Source organism: Rickettsiella endosymbiont of Rhagonycha lignosa, assembly GCF_964031165.1.
Lineage (GTDB): Bacteria > Pseudomonadota > Gammaproteobacteria > Diplorickettsiales > Diplorickettsiaceae > Aquirickettsiella.
The window spans coordinates 571000-596160 of the sequence record NZ_OZ035011.1; the positions used below are offsets into that span (position 1 = coordinate 571000).

General features: G+C 37.2%; 22 protein-coding genes. 15 read left to right on the forward strand and 7 right to left on the reverse strand.

Going from position 1 to position 25161, the window contains the following annotated elements:
- The first annotated feature begins 8 nt into the window (after nt 1-8).
- The 7 genes from rsmH (at nt 9) to fumC (ending at nt 8758) form a co-directional block, all read left to right on the forward strand.
- Nucleotides 9-944, forward strand: coding sequence for a 16S rRNA (cytosine(1402)-N(4))-methyltransferase RsmH (gene rsmH / locus AAHI99_RS02625; RefSeq protein ID WP_342228124.1), 936 nt, complete (start codon nt 9-11; stop codon nt 942-944).
- Nucleotides 941-1282 carry a cell division protein FtsL gene (ftsL, locus tag AAHI99_RS02630; RefSeq protein ID WP_342228125.1) on the forward strand — a complete coding sequence of 114 codons (342 nt, stop codon included), beginning with the start codon at nt 941-943 and terminating at the stop codon, nt 1280-1282. The genes rsmH and ftsL overlap by 4 nt, the downstream gene beginning before the upstream one ends.
- Before the next feature lie 65 nt (nt 1283-1347).
- Nucleotides 1348-3102, forward strand: coding sequence for a penicillin-binding protein 2 (locus AAHI99_RS02635; RefSeq protein WP_342228126.1), 1755 nt, complete (start codon nt 1348-1350; stop codon nt 3100-3102).
- 272 nt (nt 3103-3374) lie between these two features.
- Entirely contained in the window at nt 3375-3788 is a 414-nt protein-coding gene (locus AAHI99_RS02640) for a DUF807 family protein (protein ID WP_342228127.1), read from the forward strand.
- A 538-nt stretch (nt 3789-4326) separates the two neighbouring features.
- The gene (locus tag AAHI99_RS02645) at nt 4327-6129 is read left to right on the forward strand and encodes a hypothetical protein (RefSeq protein WP_342228128.1); all 1803 of its coding nucleotides are present in this window, start codon (nt 4327-4329) and stop codon (nt 6127-6129) included.
- Between the two features lie 127 nt (nt 6130-6256).
- Nucleotides 6257-7240: an EF-P beta-lysylation protein EpmB gene (gene epmB, locus AAHI99_RS02650; RefSeq protein WP_342228129.1), complete on the forward strand. Its 984-nt coding sequence runs from the start codon at nt 6257-6259 to the stop codon at nt 7238-7240.
- A 117-nt stretch (nt 7241-7357) separates the two neighbouring features.
- The gene (fumC, locus tag AAHI99_RS02655; protein ID WP_342228130.1) at nt 7358-8758 is read left to right on the forward strand and encodes a class II fumarate hydratase; all 1401 of its coding nucleotides are present in this window, start codon (nt 7358-7360) and stop codon (nt 8756-8758) included.
- 113 nt (nt 8759-8871) lie between these two features.
- On the opposite strand, the gene AAHI99_RS02660 is transcribed toward fumC, so the two are convergent.
- From AAHI99_RS02660 to AAHI99_RS02680, 5 genes are all read right to left on the reverse strand, one after another.
- Nucleotides 8872-10239, reverse strand: coding sequence for a hypothetical protein (locus AAHI99_RS02660; protein ID WP_342228131.1), 1368 nt, complete (start codon nt 10237-10239; stop codon nt 8872-8874).
- Nucleotides 10240-10423: 184 nt separating this feature from the next.
- Nucleotides 10424-11257: a diaminopimelate epimerase gene (dapF, locus tag AAHI99_RS02665; protein WP_342228132.1), complete on the reverse strand. Its 834-nt coding sequence runs from the start codon at nt 11255-11257 to the stop codon at nt 10424-10426.
- Between the two features lie 11 nt (nt 11258-11268).
- Entirely contained in the window at nt 11269-12519 is a 1251-nt protein-coding gene (lysA, locus tag AAHI99_RS02670) for a diaminopimelate decarboxylase (protein ID WP_342228133.1), read from the reverse strand.
- Nucleotides 12519-12662, reverse strand: a complete 144-nt coding sequence (gene lptM / locus AAHI99_RS02675) for an LPS translocon maturation chaperone LptM (RefSeq protein WP_342228134.1) — start codon at nt 12660-12662, stop codon at nt 12519-12521. The genes lysA and lptM overlap by 1 nt, the downstream gene beginning before the upstream one ends.
- Before the next feature lie 621 nt (nt 12663-13283).
- Nucleotides 13284-13787: a DM13 domain-containing protein gene (locus tag AAHI99_RS02680; protein ID WP_342228135.1), complete on the reverse strand. Its 504-nt coding sequence runs from the start codon at nt 13785-13787 to the stop codon at nt 13284-13286.
- Between the two features lie 486 nt (nt 13788-14273).
- Between AAHI99_RS02680 and AAHI99_RS02685 the strand changes: the two genes are divergently transcribed.
- The 7 genes from AAHI99_RS02685 (at nt 14274) to AAHI99_RS02715 (ending at nt 21254) form a co-directional block, all read left to right on the forward strand.
- Nucleotides 14274-14945: an alpha/beta fold hydrolase gene (locus AAHI99_RS02685; RefSeq protein WP_342228136.1), complete on the forward strand. Its 672-nt coding sequence runs from the start codon at nt 14274-14276 to the stop codon at nt 14943-14945.
- Between the two features lie 318 nt (nt 14946-15263).
- Complete coding sequence (gene lepA / locus AAHI99_RS02690) at nt 15264-17057, forward strand: translation elongation factor 4 (RefSeq protein ID WP_342228137.1); 1794 nt, start codon at nt 15264-15266, stop codon at nt 17055-17057.
- A 23-nt stretch (nt 17058-17080) separates the two neighbouring features.
- Nucleotides 17081-17857: a signal peptidase I gene (gene lepB, locus AAHI99_RS02695; RefSeq protein WP_342228343.1), complete on the forward strand. Its 777-nt coding sequence runs from the start codon at nt 17081-17083 to the stop codon at nt 17855-17857.
- Between the two features lie 29 nt (nt 17858-17886).
- Complete coding sequence (gene rnc, locus AAHI99_RS02700) at nt 17887-18576, forward strand: ribonuclease III (RefSeq protein WP_339051277.1); 690 nt, start codon at nt 17887-17889, stop codon at nt 18574-18576.
- A 129-nt stretch (nt 18577-18705) separates the two neighbouring features.
- Nucleotides 18706-19584 carry a GTPase Era gene (gene era, locus AAHI99_RS02705; RefSeq protein WP_342228138.1) on the forward strand — a complete coding sequence of 293 codons (879 nt, stop codon included), beginning with the start codon at nt 18706-18708 and terminating at the stop codon, nt 19582-19584.
- A gap of 72 nt (nt 19585-19656) precedes the next feature.
- The gene (locus AAHI99_RS02710) at nt 19657-20301 is read left to right on the forward strand and encodes a hydrolase (protein WP_342228139.1); all 645 of its coding nucleotides are present in this window, start codon (nt 19657-19659) and stop codon (nt 20299-20301) included.
- A gap of 83 nt (nt 20302-20384) precedes the next feature.
- Nucleotides 20385-21254: a hypothetical protein gene (locus tag AAHI99_RS02715; RefSeq protein ID WP_342228140.1), complete on the forward strand. Its 870-nt coding sequence runs from the start codon at nt 20385-20387 to the stop codon at nt 21252-21254.
- A gap of 389 nt (nt 21255-21643) precedes the next feature.
- On the opposite strand, the gene AAHI99_RS02720 is transcribed toward AAHI99_RS02715, so the two are convergent.
- Both AAHI99_RS02720 and AAHI99_RS02725 read right to left on the reverse strand, forming a co-directional pair.
- Nucleotides 21644-22150, reverse strand: coding sequence for a DUF721 domain-containing protein (locus AAHI99_RS02720; RefSeq protein ID WP_342228141.1), 507 nt, complete (start codon nt 22148-22150; stop codon nt 21644-21646).
- A 1-nt stretch (nt 22151) separates the two neighbouring features.
- Nucleotides 22152-24116 carry an APC family permease gene (locus tag AAHI99_RS02725; protein WP_342228142.1) on the reverse strand — a complete coding sequence of 655 codons (1965 nt, stop codon included), beginning with the start codon at nt 24114-24116 and terminating at the stop codon, nt 22152-22154.
- Between the two features lie 152 nt (nt 24117-24268).
- Between AAHI99_RS02725 and AAHI99_RS02730 the strand changes: the two genes are divergently transcribed.
- Nucleotides 24269-25060: an ankyrin repeat domain-containing protein gene (locus AAHI99_RS02730; RefSeq protein WP_342228143.1), complete on the forward strand. Its 792-nt coding sequence runs from the start codon at nt 24269-24271 to the stop codon at nt 25058-25060.
- Nucleotides 25061-25161: the final 101 nt, after the last annotated feature.

The following is a 25161-nucleotide window of genomic DNA, read 5'->3' on the forward strand; positions in this document are numbered from 1 at the left end:
GATTAGTGATGCAAAAACAAGAACAGCATCAACCGGTTTTACTTGCAGAGGTGATTGAATATTTAGCTATTGATGCCGATGGAATATACATTGATGCCACATTTGGGCGGGGCGGACATGCCGGAGAAATTTTACGGCATTTAGGAAAAAAGGGAAGATTAATAGCCATTGATAAAGATCCGGCAGCCGTTGTTTGTGCGCAACAGCAGTGGGGTCATGATAAACGTTTTAAGATTTATCAGGGTTCATTTAAATGTATCAAAGAAATTACTGTATCCGAAGAAATTACAGGACTGGTGTCGGGGCTTTTATTAGATTTAGGTGTTTCTTCACCCCAATTGGATCAAGCGGAAAGAGGATTTAGTTTTTTACGAGATGGGCCATTAGATATGCGTATGGATCCGAAAACAGGAATCAGCGCAGCAGAATGGCTAGCTTGTGCGCAAGAGAAGGAAATTGCACAAGTATTAAAGGATTATGGCGAAGAACGTTATGCAAAACGTATTGCTCGAGCAATAGGGGAAGAACGAAAGTTAAGACCTATTGTTACTACGGTTCATTTAGCGAATGTGGTGAAGTTAGCTCACCCGCGATGGGAAAGGCATAAACATCCTGCTACGCAAACCTTTCAGGCAATACGCATTCGAATAAATAATGAATTGGAAGATTTAAAGTCCTGCTTAGAACAAAGTTTAGAAGTGTTGAAGATAGGTGGGCGTTTGTTAGTCATTAGCTTTCATTCATTAGAAGATCGAATCGTAAAACGTTTTATTCGTCAGCATGCCCATGAAGCGGTGGAATTAAAAAAGCTACCTTTCATGCCAGCTGAATGGAGGCCTAAATTAAAAAATTTGGGTCGCGGGATTAAACCGGATGCGTATGCGATTAAAGCCAATCCACGATCGCGTAGCGCAGTGTTACGAATTGCGGAGAAAATATCATGAATATGGCGGCACGTGCTTTAACACAAAGTACCTTGACATGGGATCACAGGCAAAGCTGGGTTATTTCCTTAAAAATGATAGGACTTATTTTATTAACACTAGCAGTTTTGTCTTCAGCACTTTCAGTTATTTACATAAAAACTGTACAACGTAATTTATATAGTCAATTACAAGCAAGCCAGCAAGATTCTGATAATTTAAAAACAGAATGGAGCCAACTACTACTCGAGGAAAATACTTGGGTGGCGCCCGTTCGAATACAAACCCTAGCTCAACAAGAATTAGGAATGCGAATTCCCGAAATGAAAAACACGGTTTTATTAACGAAGTCTGTTTAAATGCTATTCGATTGTTCGCCTCCGACTCAAGCCCTTAATTTGGTTTAGCAAGAGGTGTAGTTTACATGCAGGGTCGTCAGGTCAAAAAAAATAAATCTACTTCTATTGCTACGAAATACCAATGGCGCTTAATGATCGTGATTTTCATATTAATGATCATCGCTGTGGGTTTAATTGGTCGACTGATTAATTTAACGGTTATTAACCGTCAGTTTTTGCGTAATCAAGGTAATGCAAGAACAGTACGTACTTTAAATATTCCTGCACATCGCGGTATGATTTTGGATCGCCAGGGTGTGCCTTTAGCTATCAGTACACCCGTCGATGCTGTTTGGATTGATCCTGCTTACTTTAGGCCTAATCGACAACAACTTTCTTTGTTAGGTCATTTTTTACAAATCAATCCGCAAACCATTCATGAAATACAATTACATGGTCAATTTAAAGAATTTATTTATTTAAAGCGTGGTTTGAATCCGAGTTTAGCAAAACAAATCAAGGATCTAAAAATACCGGGCGTATTTTTACAAAATGAATATCATCGTTATTACCCAGAAGGCCCAGTGATGGCGCATGTGGTTGGTTTAACCAATGTAGATGATAAGGGTCAAGAAGGTTTAGAGTTAGCTTATAATAATTGGTTAGAAGGCCAATCCGGTTTAAAGAAAGTTATCAAAGATCGATTAGGACATGTCGTGGCGGATATACGATCTATTCGTAAGCCAAGACCTGGACATGACTTACAATTAAGTATCGATAAACGTATCCAATATGTTGCCTATAGAGAATTGAAGACCGGCATTGAACGATATCAAGCCGATTCAGGATCGGTTGTTGTACTCGATGTTAAAACCGGTGAAATTTTAGCGATGGCAAATTGGCCCTCTTATAATCCTAATGACAGATTAACAGCGCAGGATGGTCATACACGTAACCGTGCATTAACTGATCTATTTGAACCAGGATCTACCATTAAAAGTTTTAGTATGGCCAGTGTATTAGCGAACGGTCAATTTACTCCTACTAGTCAAATCGATACATCACCTGGCTGGATGATTGTTGCTGGTAAGCGAATTATGGATGAACATAATAATGGTGTGATGGATTTAACTAAGATATTACAGATCTCGAGTAACATGGGAATGTCAAAGCTTATTCTTTCGCTTCCCGCAGAAAATTTGTGGAATACTTTACACCAAATGGGTTTTGGTCAAATTACACAAAGTGGTTTTCCAGGAGAGCGAACCGGCAGTTTGCCAAATTTTAAAGTATGGAATCCTTTTGTACTGGCCACTTTATCGTTTGGTTATGGGATCTCAGTCACTGCGCTACAATTGGCGCAAGCTTATGCAGTGCTAGCGCATGGAGGTATCAAAATTCCCGTTACTTTTCTTAAAGTTCAAGGTGATCCGCCATTAGGTGAACAGGTGATGGATAAAACTATTAGTAGAGAAGTTTTGGATATGTTGGAGTCAGTACTGACTAAAGGAGGAACAGCCCCATTAGCGCGTGTTCCAGGTTATAGAGTGATAGGCAAAACAGGTACGGTGCGTATAGTCGGCGTACATGGCTATGAAAAGCATCACTATAATAGTATTTTTATTGGTATCGCTCCTGCAAGTCATCCACGTTTAGTCGTGGCTGTCATTTTGCATGATCCAAAAGGTCGCTTGTATTATGGAGGTTATACGGCTGGACCTATCTTTTCGCATGTGATGAATAATGCTTTACACTTATTAAATATTGTACCTGATGATTTAGCCAGTCTTAATCAACCACTTCCTAAAGTAATGCTTCCTTCACTAGGCATGCGAGATTAAAGCGACTGCCGAATAATATCTCATCCTCATTATAATATTTGGTTTTTTCAAATTATAAATAAAATATAAACCGTTCATACATTATCATCATTAATGTCAACAAAATCCATTTTATCAGTTTATTCTGCGCTTAACTCTATATTATCCAATTTTAGTTTTTTCATTAAAAAGATAGAATTTTCGAGAAAGTTAAAAATCGTTTTAATCTTTCCAGTACGGCTTAGCAGTCGTCAGAAATTAGCAATTTAAAAATTATATTTTAAGGAGATAATATGTTAAACGCTAACTTATCGTTTGATGGTTCCACAGGGCAGATATTGAATTACATAGGAAATAAAAAAGCTATTGAGGCGCCCGATATTGTACGGATAGGAGCAGGAAAATACACTGTAACGTTTTTATCAGGTCGTCAGATTGATGCAGCTAGAATAGGATCATCTATCGTGACAGTCCAATGCCAAAGTCCAGTGGGGAGCGGAACAATTACCAACGTTATTGCGAGTCCAAAAGCTGTATATAATCCTAATTCCATTGAATTTCCCTGGAGTATTAGTTTCCAAATCGAAACACAAAATGTGGTTCCTGCTTTATTATTATTGGGTCCGATATTAAGTTATGTCGATAGACCGGTAGTAATGGTGGCGTTTCGAGCAAAAAATAAGATGCAGCACGGAAGAAATATGTGAAGTTTTGTTAGGACTGGAGATTGTAGTGCCAATTAGATAAAATTTCCTAGGCATAACAGAAATGTATCGTAACAAACGGGTTAAAATGCTACTAGCTATTTATCAAATAACAGGAATGACGAGGATAGTTTTTCCTCGTGGTAAGGAATATATAATAATACATAAATAAAGATTTGATAATTAACTCGTTTTTTACCCTTCACGACATGTATGCGCTAATTTAAATCTGCAGCGAATAGAGAGAAAAAAATCGTTGCAATACACGGATTAACGCATATATTCCCGTGATAGTCGTAATCCACCATAGCTTAGATGCAACTAATTCTGCAAATACAGATGATTTGGGTAGATTACCGTTACAGGTGATTTGACTTTGCAAGTAACGGAAGGTTCTAATATTTCATTCGATCGGTTAGTTGTATGCTCATTACCAATACAGCTAGTTGTTAATTTTTAAAAAAACTATACTATTATTGGGATGGCCATCGATTGTACGGCTTTAAGCTTTGAGATTACTTAATATTTGAAGGAATAGGCGATGCATAAGGAAATGCAGTTTCAGTTCATTTTTCTTAGTATATTGGTTTTTTTTGTATTTTTTACTTCAAGTATAGAAGCTCGCGAGCCTTTACCACCGCGCTTTTCAGCGGCGGCATCTACGGGTGTATATACCGTAGGTCAAGCGGATCTGATGGTATCACTCGATGGTGACGCGCAACATAATCTCTATGTGAATCCACAAGGCGCCTATGGTAGTGATCAGCAATGGTATGGTGATCTGGGCTTAGGTTATCGCTGGATCAAGAATGATGCCGCGATATTAGGTTGGTATTTATTCGCAGGACATACTCGTGGAGAAAATAGCAGTGGATTTTGGATAACCAATCCTGGTGTAGAAGTGATGGGCAGTCGCTGGGATGCTCGGATTAACGCGTATATTCCGGTGGCTGGGCGAAGTAATGAATTAGGTATAAAAGACTTTAATATCGTCAGCACCCCTGTTTTTACGGGTCATACCGAAACCATTAATAGTGTATTTAATGAAGTCAATGCGATTCAACAAATCGGTAATGGCGCAGATGCCAGAGTGGGATATCAACTTTTTCCTCAAGTACCCTTAAAAGGCTATATAGGAGCATATTTTTTTGATATAGCTAATACGGATAATGTGCGAGGTGGTGCAGCAGGATTAGAATATTGGTTTGATGATAATATTCGCGTATTCGCAAATTACAGTTATGATAATTATCAGCATAGTAAAGTAGTCGGTGGTTTAGGCATTAGTTTTGGCGGTGTGAGAAAACATTGGGCCGATCCCACGTTATCGGAACGTTTAACGGATCCGGTGGATCGCTATTTAGCGAACTTGGGTCATGGTTCAGGCATACCAAGTAAAACGCTCTTATATGCTATGGGTCGCGGTAGCAGCAGTGAGATTATCAGTAATAACATTGCGTTTTTTAGTCAAACGGGTACACCTAACACCGGAGGTAATTTAACTATCGCCAATTGCACGTTTGAAAATCCGTGTGGACCGAATGATTTTACACAAGCGGGTGTGAACAGTTTAAATCCTATATTACCCAATACAATGTTTTATTTTAATGGTGGAACTTATCCAGCGAATAATATTGGAAATGCACTCACTTTAAATGTTGGTCAAAGCGTTTCTTCTAGAACGGCAAATTACAGTGCTGCAGCAACAGGTGCTGCGCGTTCTACATTTAATGGTGGGTTTATTTTAAATGGAAATAACACATTGGATGGTGTTATTTTGAATAATACTTTAGTTGCACCATCTAATGGTATTTCTAGCAATGGCGGCCAAAATATAATGATTAGTAATAGCCAAATAGGGAGTGTGGGGAATCCTTATACTACTGGGGTAAATTTTCTAAGTGTTTCGAATGCCCGTATAACGGGTGATACGATTCAAGCGAGCTTATTAGGTCTCAATATATTGAATTCAACATCAGTCGATGTTGAGAATAGTAGGATTAATGTTAATGGGGCAAACGCAGCAGGTGTTGCAGCGGCTGGCTCTCAGATTAATCTAAGTAATGGAGTTATTACAGTTACAAGTAATGCAGCATCGACAAGTGCTGGAATATCTTCTATAAGTAATTCAAGCGTTACCGCGGATGATATGCAAATTACTGTAACTAATAATGGCACGGGTGCAGCCTTTGATCTTTTTACTTTTACTTCAGGTGATATTATCGTTACTAATAGCCAATTAGCTGCTAATGGACCTAATGCAGCGATAGCCAGTGGAACTAATATTATAATAGGCGCACTTACTACATGCACTTTAAATGGTGTAGCAGTTGCATGTCCTTAATTAATGAGTGATAGAAATTGTTTTGTGTAAAAGGTGAAGGAATTTAATAGCGTCAACACCTCTAGCTTGCTAATTGGAGGATAGTGGTTTAGTTTTCCTGATAAAAATTATTCAAATTATTAAAGAAATGCTACAAAAAAATTGGCAAACATCACTTAAGGAAGTTATTACTGATCCGACAGAATTGCTCGACAAATTGGAATTAAATCCTAGTTTATTAGCTGCAGCGCAACGAGCAGCACAATTATTTCCGTTACGCGTGCCCGCAGGCTTTGTGGCTCGTATGCAAAAAGGCAATCCTTATGATCCTCTATTACAACAAGTCCTGCCTTTAGCCGCAGAAGAAATAATCAGTTTTGGTTATAGCCAGGATCCTCTTCTGGAACAATCCGTTAATCCATTACCGGGTTTATTACATAAGTATCATGGCAGAGTATTGCTAACTATTACCGGCGCTTGTGCTATAAATTGCCGTTATTGTTTTCGCCGCCATTTTCCTTACACAGAAAATAGAGCAGGCGGTAAGGCTTGGCAGAATATACTGAAATATATTGAAGCGGATGCTTCGATTCGTGAAGTGATTTTCAGTGGTGGTGATCCTTTATTAGCGCCTGATGATTATTTGAGAAAATGTGCTGATGATCTTGCCAATATTGCGCATGTTAACATTTTACGCATCCACTCTCGTTTACCTATCGTTTTACCTGAACGTATAAGCACAGAGTTTTTGAACTGGTTTCCGGCAACACGATTACAACCGGTTTTGGTGACACATAGCAATCATGCGAATGAATGTGACGATTCGGTGCAGCAAGCAATAGAAAAATTACGCCTTAAAAAAGTCTATGTTTTAAATCAGGCAGTTTTATTAAGAGGCGTGAATGATAATGTTGCAGCCTTAGTTAATTTAAGTGAACGTTTATTTGCTTGTGGAATTTTACCTTACTATTTACATTTACTCGATAAAGTGCAAGGAGCTGCGCATTTTGCTGTGCCCGAAGAACACGCTAAGCAACTGATAATAACATTACGCGATAGATTACCGGGTTATTTAGTACCGAAATGTGTGTATGAACAAGATGGTGCTTCATCCAAATTGCCGGTGGTATAACCAAGTTAATGTTGAAAAATTATGTAGCATGTTAAAAACTAGCCAATTTTAAACAGACACTTTATACTTTCTCAGCCAATTTTTTCAAAATTCCTTGAGTCACATCGTGGGTGTTGTATGTCAGAAAAGCCAAAAAAGACCCGACTTGAAACCGATAGTATGGGACCGATTGAAGTCCCTGCCGATCACTATTGGGGCTCTCAAACTCAACGTAGCTTGCATCATTTTGATATAGGTCAAGAACAGATGCCTTTGGCTGTGATTCACGCGTTTGCTATTTTGAAGAAAGCAACTGCTAAAGCCAATCAAGAATTGGGGTTATTAACCAAAGATAAAGCCGATTTGATTATTCAAGTTGCCGACGAAATAAAATCCGGACAACTTGACGCTGAATTTCCATTACGCGTTTGGCAAACTGGTAGTGGTACACAAACAAATATGAACGTGAATGAAGTGATTGCTAATCGCGCCATAGAATTAGCCGGTGGGGAACGTGGTAGTAAAAATCCTATACACCCCAATGATCATGTGAATAAATCACAATCATCGAATGATACGTTTCCGACGGCGATGTATATTGCTGCGGTATTAGCTATCGCTAAACAATTGCTACCAGCACTACAAACCTTGTATGTTGCTTTAAGCGAAAAAGTTCATGAATTTAAAGATATTATTAAAATCGGTCGTACACATTTACAAGATGCCGTGCCTTTGACCTTAGGCCAAGAGTTTTCGGCTTATGTGGATCAATTAGAATCGGCTTTGGCAAATATCGAACAAACATTACCGGGTCTTTATCAGCTGGCAATTGGTGGTACGGCGGTTGGAACGGGTTTAAATACGCATCCGAAATTTGCTGAGTTAACCGCAAAAATAATTGCTGAAGAAACCAAATTACCTTTTGTTTCCGCCAAAAATAAATTTTCCGCTTTAGCAGCACATGATGCATTAGTGTTTTCTAGTGGCGCTCTAAAAACCTTAGCCTGTGCGTTAATGAAAATGGCGAATGATATTCGCTGGTTAGGTTCGGGTCCGCGTTCAGGTTTAGGTGAGCTTATTTTACCTGAAAATGAACCCGGTTCTTCGATTATGCCGGGCAAAGTAAACCCCACACAATGTGAAGCGATGACCATGGTGTGTGTGCAAGTGATGGCAAATGATACAGCGATCAGTATGGCAGGTAGTCAAGGTAATTTTGAATTAAATGTATTCAAACCCTTGATGATTTATAATTTTTTACAATCGGTCGATCTATTAAGTTCGGCATGCCAATCATTTGCACATTATTGTGTTAAAGGTTTAAAAGCCAATCAAGCGAAGATTAAGCATTTTCTTGAAAACTCACTCATGCTAGTGACCGCTTTGAACCCTATTATAGGTTATGATAAAGCCGCTAAAATTGCGCATAAAGCATTACATGAAGAAACCAGTTTACGCGCAGCCTGTGTGTCATTGGGTTATCTCAGCGCTGAAGAATTTGACAAAGCTGTGGATCCGAAAAAAATGTTAGGTGCTTAGAAATTTAATTTTCATGAATTTTATTATTTGCAGTCTGTTAATAAAATAGGCTTTATCTCTCATGAATGAAATCAAAAGCCTTTTTTAAAGAAAAACTATGACAGTCCTGCAGTTTATTTACATTTAATAGATTGAAACGAATGATCTATTAGACTATTCTTTGAATTTTCTGCCGGATTTACATTAAGGTTTCGTGGATGTGAGTTAAAAAAAATATTTTCTAGTTTTTTAGTCTGGTACTTTAAATAAAGATTTTTGTTTCCTGTTGGGTCATCCATTTTTTTACGTTCTTCAATAGCTTGTTTCGCTGCTTCAAGCCAATGGGGACGAAGTATACTAAGTTCATTTAAGATAGCACTATTATGATAGAACATATCAGTATCACCCATCTTTTTAGCTTGACCGAGCGAATAGTTTAAAAGACCTTGTAAGGTCCAAATCGTTGTACCTTCCTGATTTAAAGATTCCCTATAAACTGTTTTATCGGTTGCATCCATAATTCTTATTTGGAACTCGATATATTTATAGGACTGTGAATACATTAATAATGATGGAGGAGGAAGAAAAAAATGTTTTTTCTTACCATGACGATCATAGAATGAAAACGTCAATGTTAAAGTATTAAATTCAGCCGCATTATTCTTTAATAGTTTATATAACAAAGATAAACACAAGCTTCCGCAAGAAGTCGGATCCGCTTGGGGATGAGGTAATGTTGGAGGATTATCTGTATCAATAAAAAATGATAAGTCTGGCATAAAAAGTGGAATTCCCAAAAAATCAGAATCGAGAAGTTGAGATTTATGTGAAATGCCAGAGTTAGAAAAATAATTCCAAGTAATAGGTTTAATGATATTTTTTCTTGTCAATATCAAACATTCAATATGCTCTTTTGTTTTATCAGTATTATTAGTAAATATATAACCTATTTTTTCATCTTTTTTTAATGTTTTTCTAATTTCTTCAACTTCATGCTTCACTTCAAACTTATCTAAACAAACATCTTGTAAGCTTTGAATGTGATAATCAATTTGTTGATCCAAAAGAGGTTTACATGCAAGCTGACTGGCTGTCTCATTGAGTTTAATTATTTCACTATCGGATAAATCAGGGTTGAGATGGCCGCTAGGAAGTATAAATTTATTGATTGATTGGGTAATGTCGGAATAGTCTTTCCAGAAGGGTGGTGAAATATTTGATATACAAAGATGATTTTGCTTGGTTTCGCCTGGAGAAAGATAATTTAATTGAATATAAGTGGAGTATTTGCTGTTAGGATCTCGAAGTTTTTCTAATGTAGGTGCGATGCGAATTGAATTTTTCTTTCGTTTTTCAGCAAGAAGTTCTGGACTTTTTTTTCCATTTTTTATTATTTTAATTTTCTTTTCCCGGAAATGATTAATGATACTATCAATCCCTAAAGAGCTTATTTGATGAGAACGATGAAAATTTAAAAATATTTCCTTAGTAAATTTCTGCATAATTACTCCTTGCTTTTTTATGCTAAAAAAAATAATAATTTATTTCTATGAATAAAATTATTTATCCGGTCAGTTTTTAATGGACTTTATCGATATTGTCAAGATAACGATAAAGCAATTTTATAAAATGCCATACCGCATAGTACAAGAAGTGGTTAACTAGCTTTTATAAAGTTAATTATGGTTAATCAATGTCACCTTGAAAAACAACGACGGGGTTACCGCGCAAAAATACGGGAAAACCTTCACCTTCCCAACGTACAGTCAGGGGGCCACCAGGTAGTTTGACATTGACTTTTTTAGCGAGTCGATTTAATAAATGTCCAGCAATGACAGCGGCACAAGCACCACTACCACACGCTTGAGTTTCTCCGACACCACGTTCATAAATACGCAAATCGATTTGTTTCGGATCGCGAATTTTCATAAATTCAACGTTACTACCTTGCGGAAAATAAGGATGGGGATGTTGATTAAGGTAGGTACCTAAATCTTCTATAGGTACTTGATCTAAACAATTTACTTGTATTACACAATGTGGATTGCCTAATGATAAAACACAACAATCAAAGCGGCCGAAAGGTGTTTCGATAGGATGAATGGGCGGTGTAGACATACTGATGAAAGGAATTTTTTCCGGATCAAAAATGGGTAAACCCAAGTTTGCAGTGACTTTGCCACTTTTTTCAATATTCAGTTCCAAGATATTATTCATGGTCATTAGATGGATAGTGTTTTCTGTGCAAAGTTTTTTTTCTAATAAAAATTTTGCAACACATAATGCGCCATTGCCACATTGTGCCACTTCATTGCCATCCGCATTAAAAATTCGATAATAAAAATGCGAAGACTTAGGTCGAGGTTTCTCAATTAACAACAATTGATCAAAGCCAATACCACGTTGTCGATTGGCCCACAGGCGTATTAATTTACCACTAGGTTTGAAGTTTTGTTGTATGGCATCGATGACAACAAAGTCATTACCTAATAAATGCATTTTCGTAAATTCTGTTTTCATTCAAAAATTTTTTAGTATGTAGAAAGAAGCTTTTCGTTTTGCCATAATTGCTCTAAGGTTTCACGTGAACGAATTAAAAAACTTTGATTTTTATCAGCCATAACTTCTGCGGCGCGCGGCCTGGAATTATAGTTGGAACTCATAGAAAAACCATAGGCGCCACTATCCATAATAGCTAAATAATCGCCTGCTTGTATAGCCAATTGACGATTTTTACCTAAAAAATCGCTGTTTTCACAAATAGGTCCAACAACATCATAATTCTTTTCGGGTAGATCGCAACGTTGGATTATAGGGAATATATTTTGTTCAGCATGATAGAGCGCAGGGCGAATGAGATCGTTCATGCCGGCATCAACAATAGCAAAGTTTTTATCGCTATTTGCTTTAAGATATTCAACTTTTGTTACCAGTATGCCAGTTTGCGCGGTAATAATGCGGCCTGGCTCGATGATTAATTGTAACGTAGCGTTTCTTTTTTTTAGTGCGATTACAATTTGCTGACAATATTCTTGTGGCGTTGGAACTTTTTCTTGTTGATAGGAGAACCCTAAGCCTCCTCCTAAATTAATGGTTTTCAGTTCAATATTTTCTTTTTTTAACTGTTCGGCAAGATCTAACAATTGCTCAATAGCTTGCAAAAAAGGGTCTAATGTGGTGAGTTGTGAACCTAAATGACAGCTAATACCCTGGATTTTCAGATGCTGAGATGTTGCTGCGTGACGATAAAGTGGTAAGGCGTCATTTGCACTCATGCCAAACTTGGTTTCTTTTAAACCGGTGGTAATATACGGATGGGTTTTTGCGTCTATATTAGGATTGATACGTAAGGCAATGCTTGCCATTTTATGCAAATTTTTTGCAATGGCTTCGATTCGAAATAATTCTGATTCAGACTCAACATTGAAACAGCCAATATTTGCCTGTAAAGCAGTTTTTATTTCCTCACTGGTTTTACCTACGCCGGAAAATACTGTTTTTTTAACGTTTCCACCCGCTTGTATGACACGAGCGAGTTCTCCACCTGAAACGATATCAAACCCAGCGCCCCATTTTGCTAAGCGCGCTAAAATAGCAAGATTAGAATTAGCCTTAACCGCATAACAAATTTGCGCGTTTTGTAATAGTTGATCAAATGCGCGCCATTGCCGTTGTAATAATGCTTGCGAATAGATATAACACGGCGAGCCAAATTTGGCCATTATAGTTGCAATAGGTATTTCTTCTACGTGTAATTCTCGGTTTAAATAATGAAAAGACATTATGATGAAGATTTAGCAAAATGATGAGGGATATAAATCGGTGGCTTTTGATCAGGTAAATATAATGGGCCCATTTGTCCACATCCGGTTAAGAAAAATACAATGCTTAAATAAAAAATAGGTCGATAATTTTTTGTTGACATAATCAGAGTGTTTTTAACGAAATTCAAATAGTATACCCAATCTTATGACGACCGCCAACAAAATCCAGTTAAATTTAGCTTATTTTAATGACAAAAAACTCATTGTATTAAAATTGCAGTGATAACAATGTTTTTTTTTATTAATGCTAAAAAACAATCGGCTTCAACCAAAGTAAAGTACCTTGATTTGTTGTTTTTTTCTCTAGGTAGAATTAAATGATTTATAAAATTTACTTTTCATTTTTGAAATATTTTTTTTTAAAAAATTAACAAAATTATTTGGGAAAAAAATAGTCATTTGAAAAAGCAATAGAAAAAAACATTATAAAAAAGGTATTTTTAGGATATTTGAAATTAAGTTGAAATATTTTTTAAAAGCACAATATAAAAATTTGGTTTGATTAAAATAACAACAAGGAGAAATAAAGATGAAAATCAATTCTGTAAGTAATACTATTTCTCGTTGACGCGGGGACCCTTTCCAAAGACAAATTTATAGTTCTTTTTTTAAGGGATGTACTCCAGTTGGGGTTTTATTATATTTGCCATTTAGCGCATATCATAGAGTATTGCTTTCCAGCCAATGAGTCAGTAACAGCATGAATTAGAACCTATTTTTAATTATAAAGTAGGTTCTTTTAAATCAGCCGAAGTAATGAGTTGGGAAAATGAAACACACCAAATAACAACAGATTTTATTTCTGATAGATTGACATGACTTGGAACCGAATAAATCTGACTACCTTGGAAGCTTTTTAACATACCTAAATCATATTTTTTTGAATTTTTAAAGGCAGTATTGGTTTTAATATTTTTAGCATCAGATAAGAAAATATGAAAAGCAGGCCCAGGACCGACTTTAAAATCCTTATTAAGGAATATCTCATACTGATTTTTTGCTTTATAAACATTGACAGACCCTTTGCCATAATGGATAAAATCTTTTGGATTGGGATGAATAAAATTCCCTTTAGCGATTAAAGTTTTAGTTTCAGCATGGATAAGTTTTTCATTTAAGATAGGAGGTGGAAAAATAAAAGGGTAGACAATAAGCATGGCTGCGAGTCCAGCCAGAAAACCAAGCAGACAAGCAGTTAATAAACGAACATTAGCTTTTTTAGTCATTATTTCTCCTGATAATGTTGGAGTTTTGAGCTCTAAAAATACACAGCATTTAACCGCCCATTCAAAAATATTTTAATGTAATATGCAAGCTTTTACTATTTTCTTCGATTAGCCTTCGATAGTTCTTTCTTTAGGGAATGGTTAATTTTTATAAAGCTCTCATTATTACACAGATTTGTCTGTGGCTGGACTTATAGATGACTTTATTTAATTTCTGTTTTGCATCAAATCAGATCGATGAAAATGTTTGTTTTTTTTCGAGCACAATCAGGATTGGAATTGGCTAATTCAATTGCAGCGGGTTATTAAATATACAATTTCGATCTAATTTGAAAGTGATTACTGTATTTTTTATGCTTACTTGCTCATTATTGGCGCAAATAGGGAAAATTTAAAAATATTAAGGAGCAGTATATACTGAAAATATAAGTGATTTTTTATTCTAAACAATATAGCAAAAACAGTCTTAATTTTATGAGGTTCACAATGGAAAACCAAAAGCCATTAGATTATTTAGAGTTTAATCCGATCCAAACTCCTTCTGCCAGTATCATTTGTCTACATGGCTTAGGAGCCAGTGGTCATGATTCGGCCAATATGGCTAGAGCTGTTGCCTTAAGTACAGGCTTTCGTTTTGTTTTTCCTCATGCACCCGTGAGGCCAATAAGTTTAAATGGTGGCGTAAAAATGCCAGCTTGGTACGATATACATGGTCTAACGTTTGGTTCGCCTGAAGATGAGAGTGGTATTCGTGCTGCTGCACAGAGTTTATTTGAATTAATGCAAAAAGAAATGGCACGAGGTATTCCTGCTAGTCGAATTGTTTTAGCAGGGTTTTCTCAAGGTGGAGCAATGGCATTATATACTGCTTTACGTTATCCGCATGCTTTGGCAGGTGTTTTAGCTTTATCAACCTATTTACCTTTACATCATTTTTTAGAAAAAGAAGCCAGTGACGCGAATAAATCAACACCTATTTTTATGGCACATGGCGATGAAGATAATGTGGTTGCACCGGCCTTAGGCGAATTTTCTTATAATTGCTTGAAAAAATTAGCTTACCGTGTGCAGTTTAATCGTTACCCAATAGGCCATAGTGTTTGTCCACAAGAAATTATGGATATTACGCAGTGGTTACAACAACGTTTACAAAAATAATTTACTCTTCGCACTTGAATTTTTGACTATGTTGCCGTTCAATTCGCAATCCTCATGTACCTTGAATACACTGCGGCTGCTCATTTTCTCGGCGCCTAGTCAAAAATTCGATTGCTGTGAGTATATGCTTCGCACTTAAATTTTTGACAGTGTTGCTGCTCAATTTGTAATCTTCATGTACCTTGAATACATTGCGGTTGCCTATCTTCGCGGCACATGACAAAAATCCGATTGCTGTGCGTATAAATCCGTTATACTCTTTCGCCTTATCGATAAAAAAGCGACATTTAATATAGTTTAAGGCGTTATCATACTATCATGCAAAATATTCGTAACTTTTCTATTATTGCTCATATTGATCATGGAAAATCGACCTTAGCCGATAGGTTAATACAAGTTTGCGGGGGCTTGACGGAAAGAGAAATGTCCGAGCAAGTACTCGATTCGATGGATCTAGAACGCGAACGCGGAATTACTATCAAAGCACAAAGCGTAACGCTTTATTATACTGCTCGTGACGGACAGCGTTATCAGTTAAATTTTATCGATACGCCAGGGCATGTGGATTTTTCTTATGAAGTATCGCGTTCTTTAGCCGCTTGTGAAGGGGCGTTGTTAGTCGTGGATGCCGCTCAAGGGGTTGAAGCGCAAACCGTGGCTGTTTGTTATACCGCTGTTGAACAAGGTTTAGAAGTTTTACCGGTATTAAATAAAATAGATTTACCACAAGCTGATCCAGAAACCGTTATTCAGGAAATTGAAGAAATTATCGGCATACCTGCTCAAGATGCTGTTAGAGTCAGTGCAAAACAAGGTCTCGGCATTTTAGAACTGCTAGAACGACTCATACATGTTATTCCACCACCGCAAGGTGATGTGCAGCAACCCTTACAGGCACTCATTATCGATTCTTGGTTTGATACTTACTTAGGAATTGTTTCTTTAGTGCGGATAAAAAATGGTAGGCTTAAAATAGGTGACAAGATCCAAGTGATGTCTACTGGACGCAGTTACATCGTGGATAAATGCGGAATTTTCACCCCAAAACGACAAGAAATGGAAGAATTAAATGCTGGCGAGGTGGGGTTTGTTATTGCGGGTGTTAAAGATATTCATGGTGCGCCGGTCGGAGATACCTTAACCCATACTTCGAAACCTGCCAGTGCGCCTTTACCTGGTTTTAAACGCGTTCACCCACAGGTATTTGCCGGTTTATTTCCGGTCAATACCGAAGCTTTTACTGATTTTCGCGAGGCTTTAGAAAAGCTCAGTTTAAATGATTCATCCCTGTTTTATGAACCTGAAACTTCTGAAGCCTTAGGTTTTGGTTTTCGTTGTGGTTTTCTTGGTTTGTTGCACATGGAGATAGTTCAAGAGCGTTTAGAACGAGAGTATGATCTCGATTTAATAACTACCGCGCCCACTGTTGTTTATGAGATAGTGACAACCCGGGGGGAAACATTACTTGTCGATAATCCTGCCGATTTACCGATGGCCAATTTGATTGCAGTGATGCGTGAACCTATCGTTTTGGCGAATATTTTAGTGCCCCAGACTTATTTAGGCGCAGTGATAACGCTTTGTAATGAGCGTCGTGGTGTGCAAACCAAATTACTTTATACGGGTAAACAAGTTTCTATCGCTTATGAATTACCAATGAGTGAAGTGGTTTTAGATTTTTTCGATCGCTTAAAATCTTTAAGTCGGGGTTATGCCTCTCTGGACTATCATTTTATCCGCTTTCAAGAAGCAGATTTAGTCAAGTTGGATATTCTAATTAATGGTGATAAAGTCGATGCCCTTGCCTTAGTGGTACATCGCAGTCAATCACAATATCGAGGCCGTCAATTGGTGGCTAAACTTAGAGAGCTCATTCCTCGTCAGATGTTTGAAGTCGCATTACAAGCCGCGATAGGTGGCCATATTATTGCAAGGGAAACCGTTAAGGCCTTACGTAAAAATGTTATTGCTAAATGTTATGGTGGCGATATTTCGCGTAAGAAAAAATTATTAGAAAAACAAAAAGCTGGTAAAAAACGCATGAAACAAGTGGGTCGAGTGGAGATACCACAACAGGCATTTTTAGCGGTGTTACAACTCGAGAAGAAATAATCCTAATTAATAGAGTAACTATGATGAGCTTAAATTTTGAATTTTTTTTGACAACGGCGGTAGTCATTTCGGGTGCCATTGCTTTGGTGGACAGTCTGATTTTTGCACCCATACGAAAACGAAAAAAAATTGCTCATCCTTCGGTTCTCATTGAATATGCGCGTTCTTTTTTCCCAATTTTACTCTTGGTTTTATTATTGCGCTCTTTCTTGGCCGAACCTTTCCGTATTCCTTCTGGTTCAGAAAAACCCGATCTACTGATAGGTGATTTTATTGTTGCAAATAAGTTTAGTTATGGCATACGCTTACCGGTATTACATAAAAAAATCATTTCCATTGGTGAGCCCAATCGCGGTGATATTGTAGTGTTTTTATGGCCCAGAGATACATCAACTTATTTTATTAAACGCGTGATTGGTTTACCTGGCGACGTTATAAGCTATAAAGATAAAGTCTTAACCATCAATGGTCAGCTTGCTCCACAAACCTTACTCGGAAAGCAAACCGATCAAGATGGTGCGAATGAAAAATGGCCGGTGTTGTTAAAGCGTGAAAATTTATTGGGTGTGCAACATGATATTTATTTACGTCCTGACCAATTAGCGACGGATTTTTCAGTATATGTACCACCAGGCAATTATTTTGTTATGGGTGATAATCGAGACAATAGCTTAGATAGCCGTTATTGGGGTTTTGTCCCTGAAAAAGATCTTATCGGCAAGGCTATGTGGGTATTTTTTAGTTGGGATAACGAACAGCACCGAGTGCGTTGGAATCGATTGGGAATGCGTATCCATTAGGTGGAGTTTTTTAATTTTAAGAGGCCATAGTGAGAGCAGAAATAGAAACCTTATGTGAAAAATTAAATTATCGATTTAAGAATCCTGAACTATTGGAAGATGCACTTAGCCATCGTAGTTTTCGTGGCAATAAAAATAATGAACGATTAGAATATTTAGGCGATGCTGTACTTAACTTTGTAATTGCCGCCGCTTTATTTCGTCAAAACATTAAAGCTCGTGAAGGTGAGTTAAGTCGTTTGCGTGCTAATCTGGTGCGTGGCGAAACCTTGACCGATCTCGCAAAAGAATTTGAATTAGGAAACTATTTACGTTTAGGTGCTGGAGAATTAAAAACGGGAGGCGCGCAGCGTAAGTCTATTTTAGCCGATGGTATGGAAGCGGTTGTCGGTGCTATTTATCTCGATGGTGGCTTTCAGGCTTGTGAAACCTGCATACTACGTTGGTATGAAAATCGCTTGGAAAATGTCGAAACCATTCCAGATCTTAAAGATCCTAAAACTCGTTTACAAGAGTATTTGCAAGCAAAAAAATTAGCTTTACCTGTTTACACTATTTTAGCCTTAGATGGCCCTGCTCATAATCAATCCTTTAAAGTAGAATGTCAACTGCATGGGTTACCGAATAAAGCTGTAGGAATAGGCAGTAGTCGGCGTCGCGCCGAGCAAAAAGCCGCAGAAAAAATTTTAGCTGAATTAGAGTCAATCTATAAAGCTTAATACAATGATATACATACAGCAATTGAATTTTTGGCAAATGCTGCGTTGTTAAACAAGATTCTTTTATATAATAACCATGAGGATTGCGAATTGAGCGGCAACACAGACAAAAATTCAAGTACGAAAAGTATGAAACACTTAGAAGGCACTCATTGTGGCACCATAGCCATTATCGGTCGTCCAAATGTCGGTAAGTCTACTTTACTGAATAAAATCTTAGGTGAAAAATTAACCATTACTTCATCAAAACCACAAACGACTCGGCATCAAATTTTAGGAATTAAAACCGAAGCACAGACGCAATCAATTTATATCGATACGCCTGGAATACATCCTAATACTCAACGTCGTTTAAGTCGAGCGATGGTGCGATCGGCTATTAATGCTTTAATCGATGTCGATATTATTGGTTTTGTTGTCGAAGCCAATCGTTGGACTGCTGACGATGACGCTATTCTAGAACGTATAAAGCATCAAGAACATCCAGTGATACTAATTGTTAACAAGATAGATAAAATAAAAGATAAGACTCGTTTACTACCTTTTTTACAATCCTGTTCTGAGAAAATGTCTTTTTTAGCTATCGTTCCTGTTTCAGCGCAAAAAGATAAAAATATTGATGAATTAGAAAAAGTGATAGCGCTTGCGTTACCCATCGCTGAATTTATTTATCCAGCGGATCAGTTCACGGATCGAAGCCAACGTTTTTTAGCAGCAGAATTTATCCGTGAAAAATTGATGCGAAGTTTATACGAAGAACTACCTTATTGGTTAACGGTCAGTATCGAACAATTTGCTGAGCAAAAAAAAATTATTAAAATTTCAGCCATCATTTGGACAGAACGATCCAGTCAGAAAGCCATTATTATTGGTAAAAATGGTGAGTTACTTAAAAAAGTCGGCACTGAGGCACGCATGGATATGGAAACTTGTTTTGGCAAAAAAGTTTATTTAGTGCTCTGGGTAAAGGTAAAAGCAGGTTGGTCAGAAGAAGAAGGGAGTTTGTAAATTTATCGTTTTATATTCTCATCTAAGCTAAAATAAACATAAGTTGTTAAGCTTTTGTCATGGAGGGTAAAAATGCATGATATTAATGTCTGTGCGAAAAAACAAGCCGGAGATAATCGATTATCAAAGGATAATGCGGCATTATTGTTGGTTGATCATCAAACCGGGTTATTTCAATTAGTCCGAGATTATAATTTTGATGAATTTAAGAATAATGTCTTAGCTTTAGCTGACATTGCGCTACTGTATAAATTGCCAGTGGTATTAACCACCAGTCAAGAACAAGGTCCTAATGGTCCGATTCTCCCTTATTTAAAAGAAAAATTTCCTAAATCTGCTTACATCGCCAGACCGGGTGAAATTAACGCTTGGGATAATAAAGATTTTGTTGATGCGGTTAAAGCCACCGGACGAAAAAAACTTATCATAGCTGGAATTGTCACAGATGTATGCGTGGCGTTTCCAACCCTCGCTGCGTTAAGTGAAGGCTATAGCGTATATGTCGTAGTGGATGCATCGGGAACTTTTAATACCTCAGTACGTGATGCCGCATTAACGCGTATGGTTCATGCAGGGGCTATATTAACCAGTTGGTTTGCTTTATCCGCAGAATTACAACGCGACTGGCGCCAGCCAGAAGGTAAGGCTTTAGCTGATTTATATGAAGAGCGTTTAGTGCCGTATGGAAACCTTATCATCAGCAAGAACGCAAAATAATATCGTTATTAAATGACTGCGAAATGGTTTTTATTGGAATGTGAATTATACTCGACTAAGCATTTGCTTATTGAGGAGATAGTATGAAATTATTTCAGATGTTAGGTGCAGGCGCATTAGTTTCTTTGCTATTAACTGCGAGCAATGCATCCTTTTGTGCTACTCCTAGCGATGCCATCTTAAATTTATTACATATTACTCCTTCCGGTGAGTCTGTCGATTATGTCCTACATAAAAAACAATTCCAACTCCAAAACTTAGTGACTGAACAACGCCATCCTAAAACAAATAATTTGAGTTATCTGATCAGTAATGATACGCAAGGTGGGTTAAAGGAAATTTTGCTAATAGATGAAGATATCTCAAAAAAATTTAAAGAGATGGCGAATAATCCTCAACAATTAAAAACATTAGCGAATGCATCTCAGGCCATCGAAATGGCGATTATCAATCATAGAAAAATATTTTTTTATGGGACAGGTGCGACGGGTCGTTTAAGCGTTTTAGTGGAATCGTCTTTATGGAGACCCTTCTGGGAAAAATTAAAACTTCTACCCGAATGGGAAAAAATTAAACCACACCTAGCTTATGCTGAAAATACAATTATCGGAACCCTAACAGGTGGTGATCGTGCTTTAGTCAGTTCACTTCCGGGATTCGAAGATCTGCAAAGCATCGGAAAACTACAATTGCAAGAGCAACATATACAAAAAGGTGATTTAGTTTTTGCGATAACAGAAGGGGGTGAAACTTCCGCGGTTATTGGTAGCGTTTTGTCGGCAAATAAATTAAATTCCGAGACAAAACAAAACAACCCCTATTTTATTTATAATAATCCCGATAAAGTTTTATTGCCTTTTTTAAGAAGTCGTTCCGTTTTACAGAATCCCGATATAATAAAAATTAACTTGACTACTGGACCGCAGGCAATAACAGGTTCAACCAGAATGTAAGCAACGACTAGCGAACTTTATCTAGTGGGTATTTTATTAGAAGATGCTTTGCAGCGCATTTTTTTAGAAATATCTTTCTATACAAGAAATGCACCAACTCGGATTTTCTGAATTAATGACTTTGCAACAACGCTTGTTAAACTTTCAAGAATTACAAGCCAGTACGTATCATATAGCTTCGAAAATTGCTCCATGGACAGATTTAGAAGCGAAAATCTATGCTACACACCATAGAGCAATTTATTTTGCAAACCAAGCATTATTACCGGTTTTTACCGATATTACCGAACGTGCTCCTACTTTTCGTCTTGAACCATTGGACACACTAAATACCAAAAAATCTTGGGTATATGTATGGACTAATGCAAAAAATCAAGAACAAGCTTGGCTTATTTTATTGCATCATCCTTTTCGTGGTCAAACGTGCATAACACAGACTTTAATTTTCGTACTGAGATTCGCAGTAAGGCTTCTTGTAAAGATTTGGCTTTTATATTATCCGCGGCATTTTTCAGTAATTCTGCACTGGCAGATGATAGCAGCGGAGGAGGCTGGCTTAATTTTGTATTAGATGTATGAAACAGAGGTTGTATATTCCACTCAATATGCGTTAAATCGCGCAGATCAGGATGTTTAAGTAAGTTTTGGGTTATATCGGGCAATGTATAACGCAAACGTGTGGCCCAGGCGGCACTGTCACACTCGATGATTAAATAACCGTCACGGAAGTTAGCGACACGTGTGTGCTCGCTTAGCTCAGTAAGGATTTCAACTTGCCAGATTTGATTCAGTTTGGTTAGTTGCTGTACCTTGTTTTGAATGAATGCTAAAACGCTTTCTGGATCTTGTTGCAAGATATTCACGGGAGTTTTTTCTGGAGCGGGTTTTTTGCTCATATTAATCTATTTTCATGGGTAAAATAACCAGTTGTACACCCAATAAGTGTAAACGTCTTTGTAGCATGACCGCTGTTTCATTATGCAATAAGCGAGTTATCCAGTTATCTTTACTAAAAATCAATTTACTGGCAAAAAAGATCGAATGAGGAAATTCTTTAATGACCTTTTTGGATAAATTGGTTAATTTTTCGGTTGGATCGGTGCCGTAAGCGGTATAACCCTTAGCCGCTAAACCTTGTTCCTGGCAATAGGTGACAAAATAGTCCAACATTTCATCGGTGCTTTTTTGCATGTCGGTCAATTCTTTTTTGGCACTAAAACTTTCTACGTCGACAATGCCGACGTTAACAAACACGAAATTTTTAAAATGATTAGGGAACATGCGCAATATCCACAATAGATTATGCAAACCAATACCGCGGTGTCTACCCACCATAATCACAGCGGTAGCTTCTTTAGGTTGCAAAGGCGTGACTACACTAGGCACTTTTAAAGGTGTGCTGGTCATCAGTAAATCGATGTCATGTAATTTATTAAATACCATCGTGTAATGTTTTTTAACTAACAGACAAATGAAAATAACAAAACTTGTGATCAGTACGGTTACCCAGCCACCAAACGTAAATTTTGATATCAGTGTGATAATCAATATGCTAAAGGTGACTAGAAAAGCAAAAGCTGAAAAAAATAAACGTCCTAACCAATGCGGCGAGGCATTGCTTCTATGTTTTACCCAATAAACACACAGACCTAAAATTGAAAGAGAAAAGGTTAAGAACACATTCATACTATAAAGAATAACTAACCAAGAAACGCGACCACCACTCAGCCAAAGAATAAGGAGTGCAGCAATACCAAACACAATAACGCCGTTTTGTGTAACCAAACGGCTAGAAAGATGACGAAAACGATTCGGTAACCAACTATCGATCGACATGTTTGCTAATACACCGGGGCCAGCTAAAAAACCCGTATTCGCGCCGACTAATAATAGACCTGCCTCAAGTAATAAAGTTAGGGTTAACATCGCTTTTGCAAATGCAGAATCGCCTAATATCTTATGAAATACCACCGCATTTAAGGTTTGACCATACACAGGATGTGCATGCCAGAGTAAATACAACAATATAATTCCGCCCGCGGTAAAACTTAAGGAAAGTGCCATATAAAACATGGTCCACTTACCGGTTTGTACACGTGGTTCCATGAGTCGATTCACATTGTTGGAAACGGCTTCGATCCCAGTGTAAGTACCACTTCCTAAAGAATAAGCACGTAATAATAGGGCAATTATAAATAGCCAACCGGTTTGCTTTGACATTTCCAAGGTGTTACTTAAGGTGTCAGAAAACACGTTGGGTAAAGTGCTTTTATGCGTAATGACACCATAAATAATTAAAAAAAAGTGTGTTGCAACGAAGCCCAAAAAAATCGGCATTACGAACTTAATCGATTCTTTCATACCGCGTAAATTGAGTGTGATTAATAGAATAATGACGCAAGCAGCCGATAACAGTTTATAATTCAAGAAATAATGAGGCAGTAAACTAAACAAGGCGTCGATACCACTTGCTACCGAGATGGTAATGGTTAAGACGTAATCGACAATGAGCGCTGCACCGGAAACCAATCCGGCATGGGGGCCTAATAATTGCGTGGCCACTTTATAACCACCGCCACCGCTAGGAAATAATGTAATGACCTGATTGTAAGCCAGCGCAATAATAAATACAGTTAATATCGTGGCGATAGAAATGTACAGACCTAAAGAACTGTAGTGCGGGCCTAAAGCAATAAATGCTTCTTCAGGACCATAACAAGAAGAGGACAAACCGTCTGCACCGAGACCTACCCAGGCTAAAAAAGCGACTAATGCAATATTATGTTGCGCGTTCGGATTTAAAGGATTACGGGGTTTACCGAGCAAAAAACGACCAAGACGTTGAAAAAAAGTCATGCTCATGCAGAGTCTGAATAAAAAGCTACTATAGCCGGTTAAGCATGGTTTTTGAAGCCGCTCTCTCAAACTTGATTCAGTGTATACTAATTATGCGAGCACAATTTTGCTTGTTTAATATGGATTACTACAATAATTTTTTAAATAAGGACATCACTATGTTTATCAGGGACATCAATGAATTATTAACCAAAGCATTCCAACAAAAATGTTATCTTGAGGATGATCTTACGTCATTTTATAAACTTAAATTTCCAAATATATCAAGTATTGAGGAATTTAATGATATTAAAGATAATCTCGAAATGTTTTTATCTCAATATGATATGAAAATTGGAACGATGGCGATCCTTTATCCAAAAGAAACGGGTAAAGTCTTCATATTACCGATAAATAAATTACCTCTCGATCGGCTTTTAGAAAAACTGGATAATTTATTGAAAGATAGTCAATTACATGAAGCAGTTAATCCAAATGGTGTATTGCAAGTGAAAGAATGCTTAGATAACGGCGCTAATATTAATAATAAAAATATTGTCGGTGACACAGTGCTGCATATTGCCACGCGAAAAGACTATTTTCCCATTGTGAGTTTACTATTAGAACAAGGTGCCTCAACTAATATTTCGAATCACAAAGGTGAGACACCTTTATGGATTCTTGATCAAAATAATGATGCTATTATGGGAAAAGCGTTCATAGAGACTATATTAGATCCAAATGCTAAGAAACCTGACTTGACTATGCAAATACTGAATGATTATTGGGATGAACGAATCCAAAAACTGGCTAATAAGCCAATGAATCAAGACTTTGTAGAAGAAACAGTCGAAGGGGTACCGAGTCCTCAAAAAGTAAAAAAGCTTGTACAATTCTTTTTTTCTAAGACTTCTCCACAAATCGATGAGCAGCAGCCAGAAGAAGCAGTTATAGCAAACTTAGTCAAATAAAATTGATTTTTCGTATGCTTGTTTGACAGAAAGAGAAATAAATTTACAATCCTGATAGGACTTTTTTAGTACTTTAGTTAAGATAGGCTAAAAAAGTTCTT

What these genes read in the sequence shown, in the direction of transcription:
- rsmH (WP_342228124.1), top strand. Translation starts at nt 9, where the DNA reads ATGCAAAAACAAGAACAGCATCAACCGGTTTTACTTGCAGAGGTGATT.
- ftsL (WP_342228125.1), top strand. Translation starts at nt 941, where the DNA reads ATGAATATGGCGGCACGTGCTTTAACACAAAGTACCTTGACATGGGAT.
- AAHI99_RS02635 (WP_342228126.1), top strand. Translation starts at nt 1,348, where the DNA reads ATGCAGGGTCGTCAGGTCAAAAAAAATAAATCTACTTCTATTGCTACG.
- AAHI99_RS02640 (WP_342228127.1), top strand. Translation starts at nt 3,375, where the DNA reads ATGTTAAACGCTAACTTATCGTTTGATGGTTCCACAGGGCAGATATTG.
- AAHI99_RS02645 (WP_342228128.1), top strand. Translation starts at nt 4,327, where the DNA reads ATGCATAAGGAAATGCAGTTTCAGTTCATTTTTCTTAGTATATTGGTT.
- epmB (WP_342228129.1), top strand. Translation starts at nt 6,257, where the DNA reads ATGCTACAAAAAAATTGGCAAACATCACTTAAGGAAGTTATTACTGAT.
- fumC (WP_342228130.1), top strand. Translation starts at nt 7,358, where the DNA reads ATGTCAGAAAAGCCAAAAAAGACCCGACTTGAAACCGATAGTATGGGA.
- AAHI99_RS02660 (WP_342228131.1), bottom strand. Translation starts at nt 10,239, where the DNA reads ATGCAGAAATTTACTAAGGAAATATTTTTAAATTTTCATCGTTCTCAT.
- dapF (WP_342228132.1), bottom strand. Translation starts at nt 11,257, where the DNA reads ATGAAAACAGAATTTACGAAAATGCATTTATTAGGTAATGACTTTGTT.
- lysA (WP_342228133.1), bottom strand. Translation starts at nt 12,519, where the DNA reads ATGTCTTTTCATTATTTAAACCGAGAATTACACGTAGAAGAAATACCT.
- lptM (WP_342228134.1), bottom strand. Translation starts at nt 12,662, where the DNA reads ATGTCAACAAAAAATTATCGACCTATTTTTTATTTAAGCATTGTATTT.
- AAHI99_RS02680 (WP_342228135.1), bottom strand. Translation starts at nt 13,787, where the DNA reads ATGACTAAAAAAGCTAATGTTCGTTTATTAACTGCTTGTCTGCTTGGT.
- AAHI99_RS02685 (WP_342228136.1), top strand. Translation starts at nt 14,274, where the DNA reads ATGGAAAACCAAAAGCCATTAGATTATTTAGAGTTTAATCCGATCCAA.
- lepA (WP_342228137.1), top strand. Translation starts at nt 15,264, where the DNA reads ATGCAAAATATTCGTAACTTTTCTATTATTGCTCATATTGATCATGGA.
- lepB (WP_342228343.1), top strand. Translation starts at nt 17,081, where the DNA reads ATGAGCTTAAATTTTGAATTTTTTTTGACAACGGCGGTAGTCATTTCG.
- era (WP_342228138.1), top strand. Translation starts at nt 18,706, where the DNA reads ATGAAACACTTAGAAGGCACTCATTGTGGCACCATAGCCATTATCGGT.
- AAHI99_RS02710 (WP_342228139.1), top strand. Translation starts at nt 19,657, where the DNA reads ATGCATGATATTAATGTCTGTGCGAAAAAACAAGCCGGAGATAATCGA.
- AAHI99_RS02715 (WP_342228140.1), top strand. Translation starts at nt 20,385, where the DNA reads ATGAAATTATTTCAGATGTTAGGTGCAGGCGCATTAGTTTCTTTGCTA.
- AAHI99_RS02720 (WP_342228141.1), bottom strand. Translation starts at nt 22,150, where the DNA reads ATGAGCAAAAAACCCGCTCCAGAAAAAACTCCCGTGAATATCTTGCAA.
- AAHI99_RS02725 (WP_342228142.1), bottom strand. Translation starts at nt 24,116, where the DNA reads ATGAGCATGACTTTTTTTCAACGTCTTGGTCGTTTTTTGCTCGGTAAA.
- AAHI99_RS02730 (WP_342228143.1), top strand. Translation starts at nt 24,269, where the DNA reads ATGTTTATCAGGGACATCAATGAATTATTAACCAAAGCATTCCAACAA.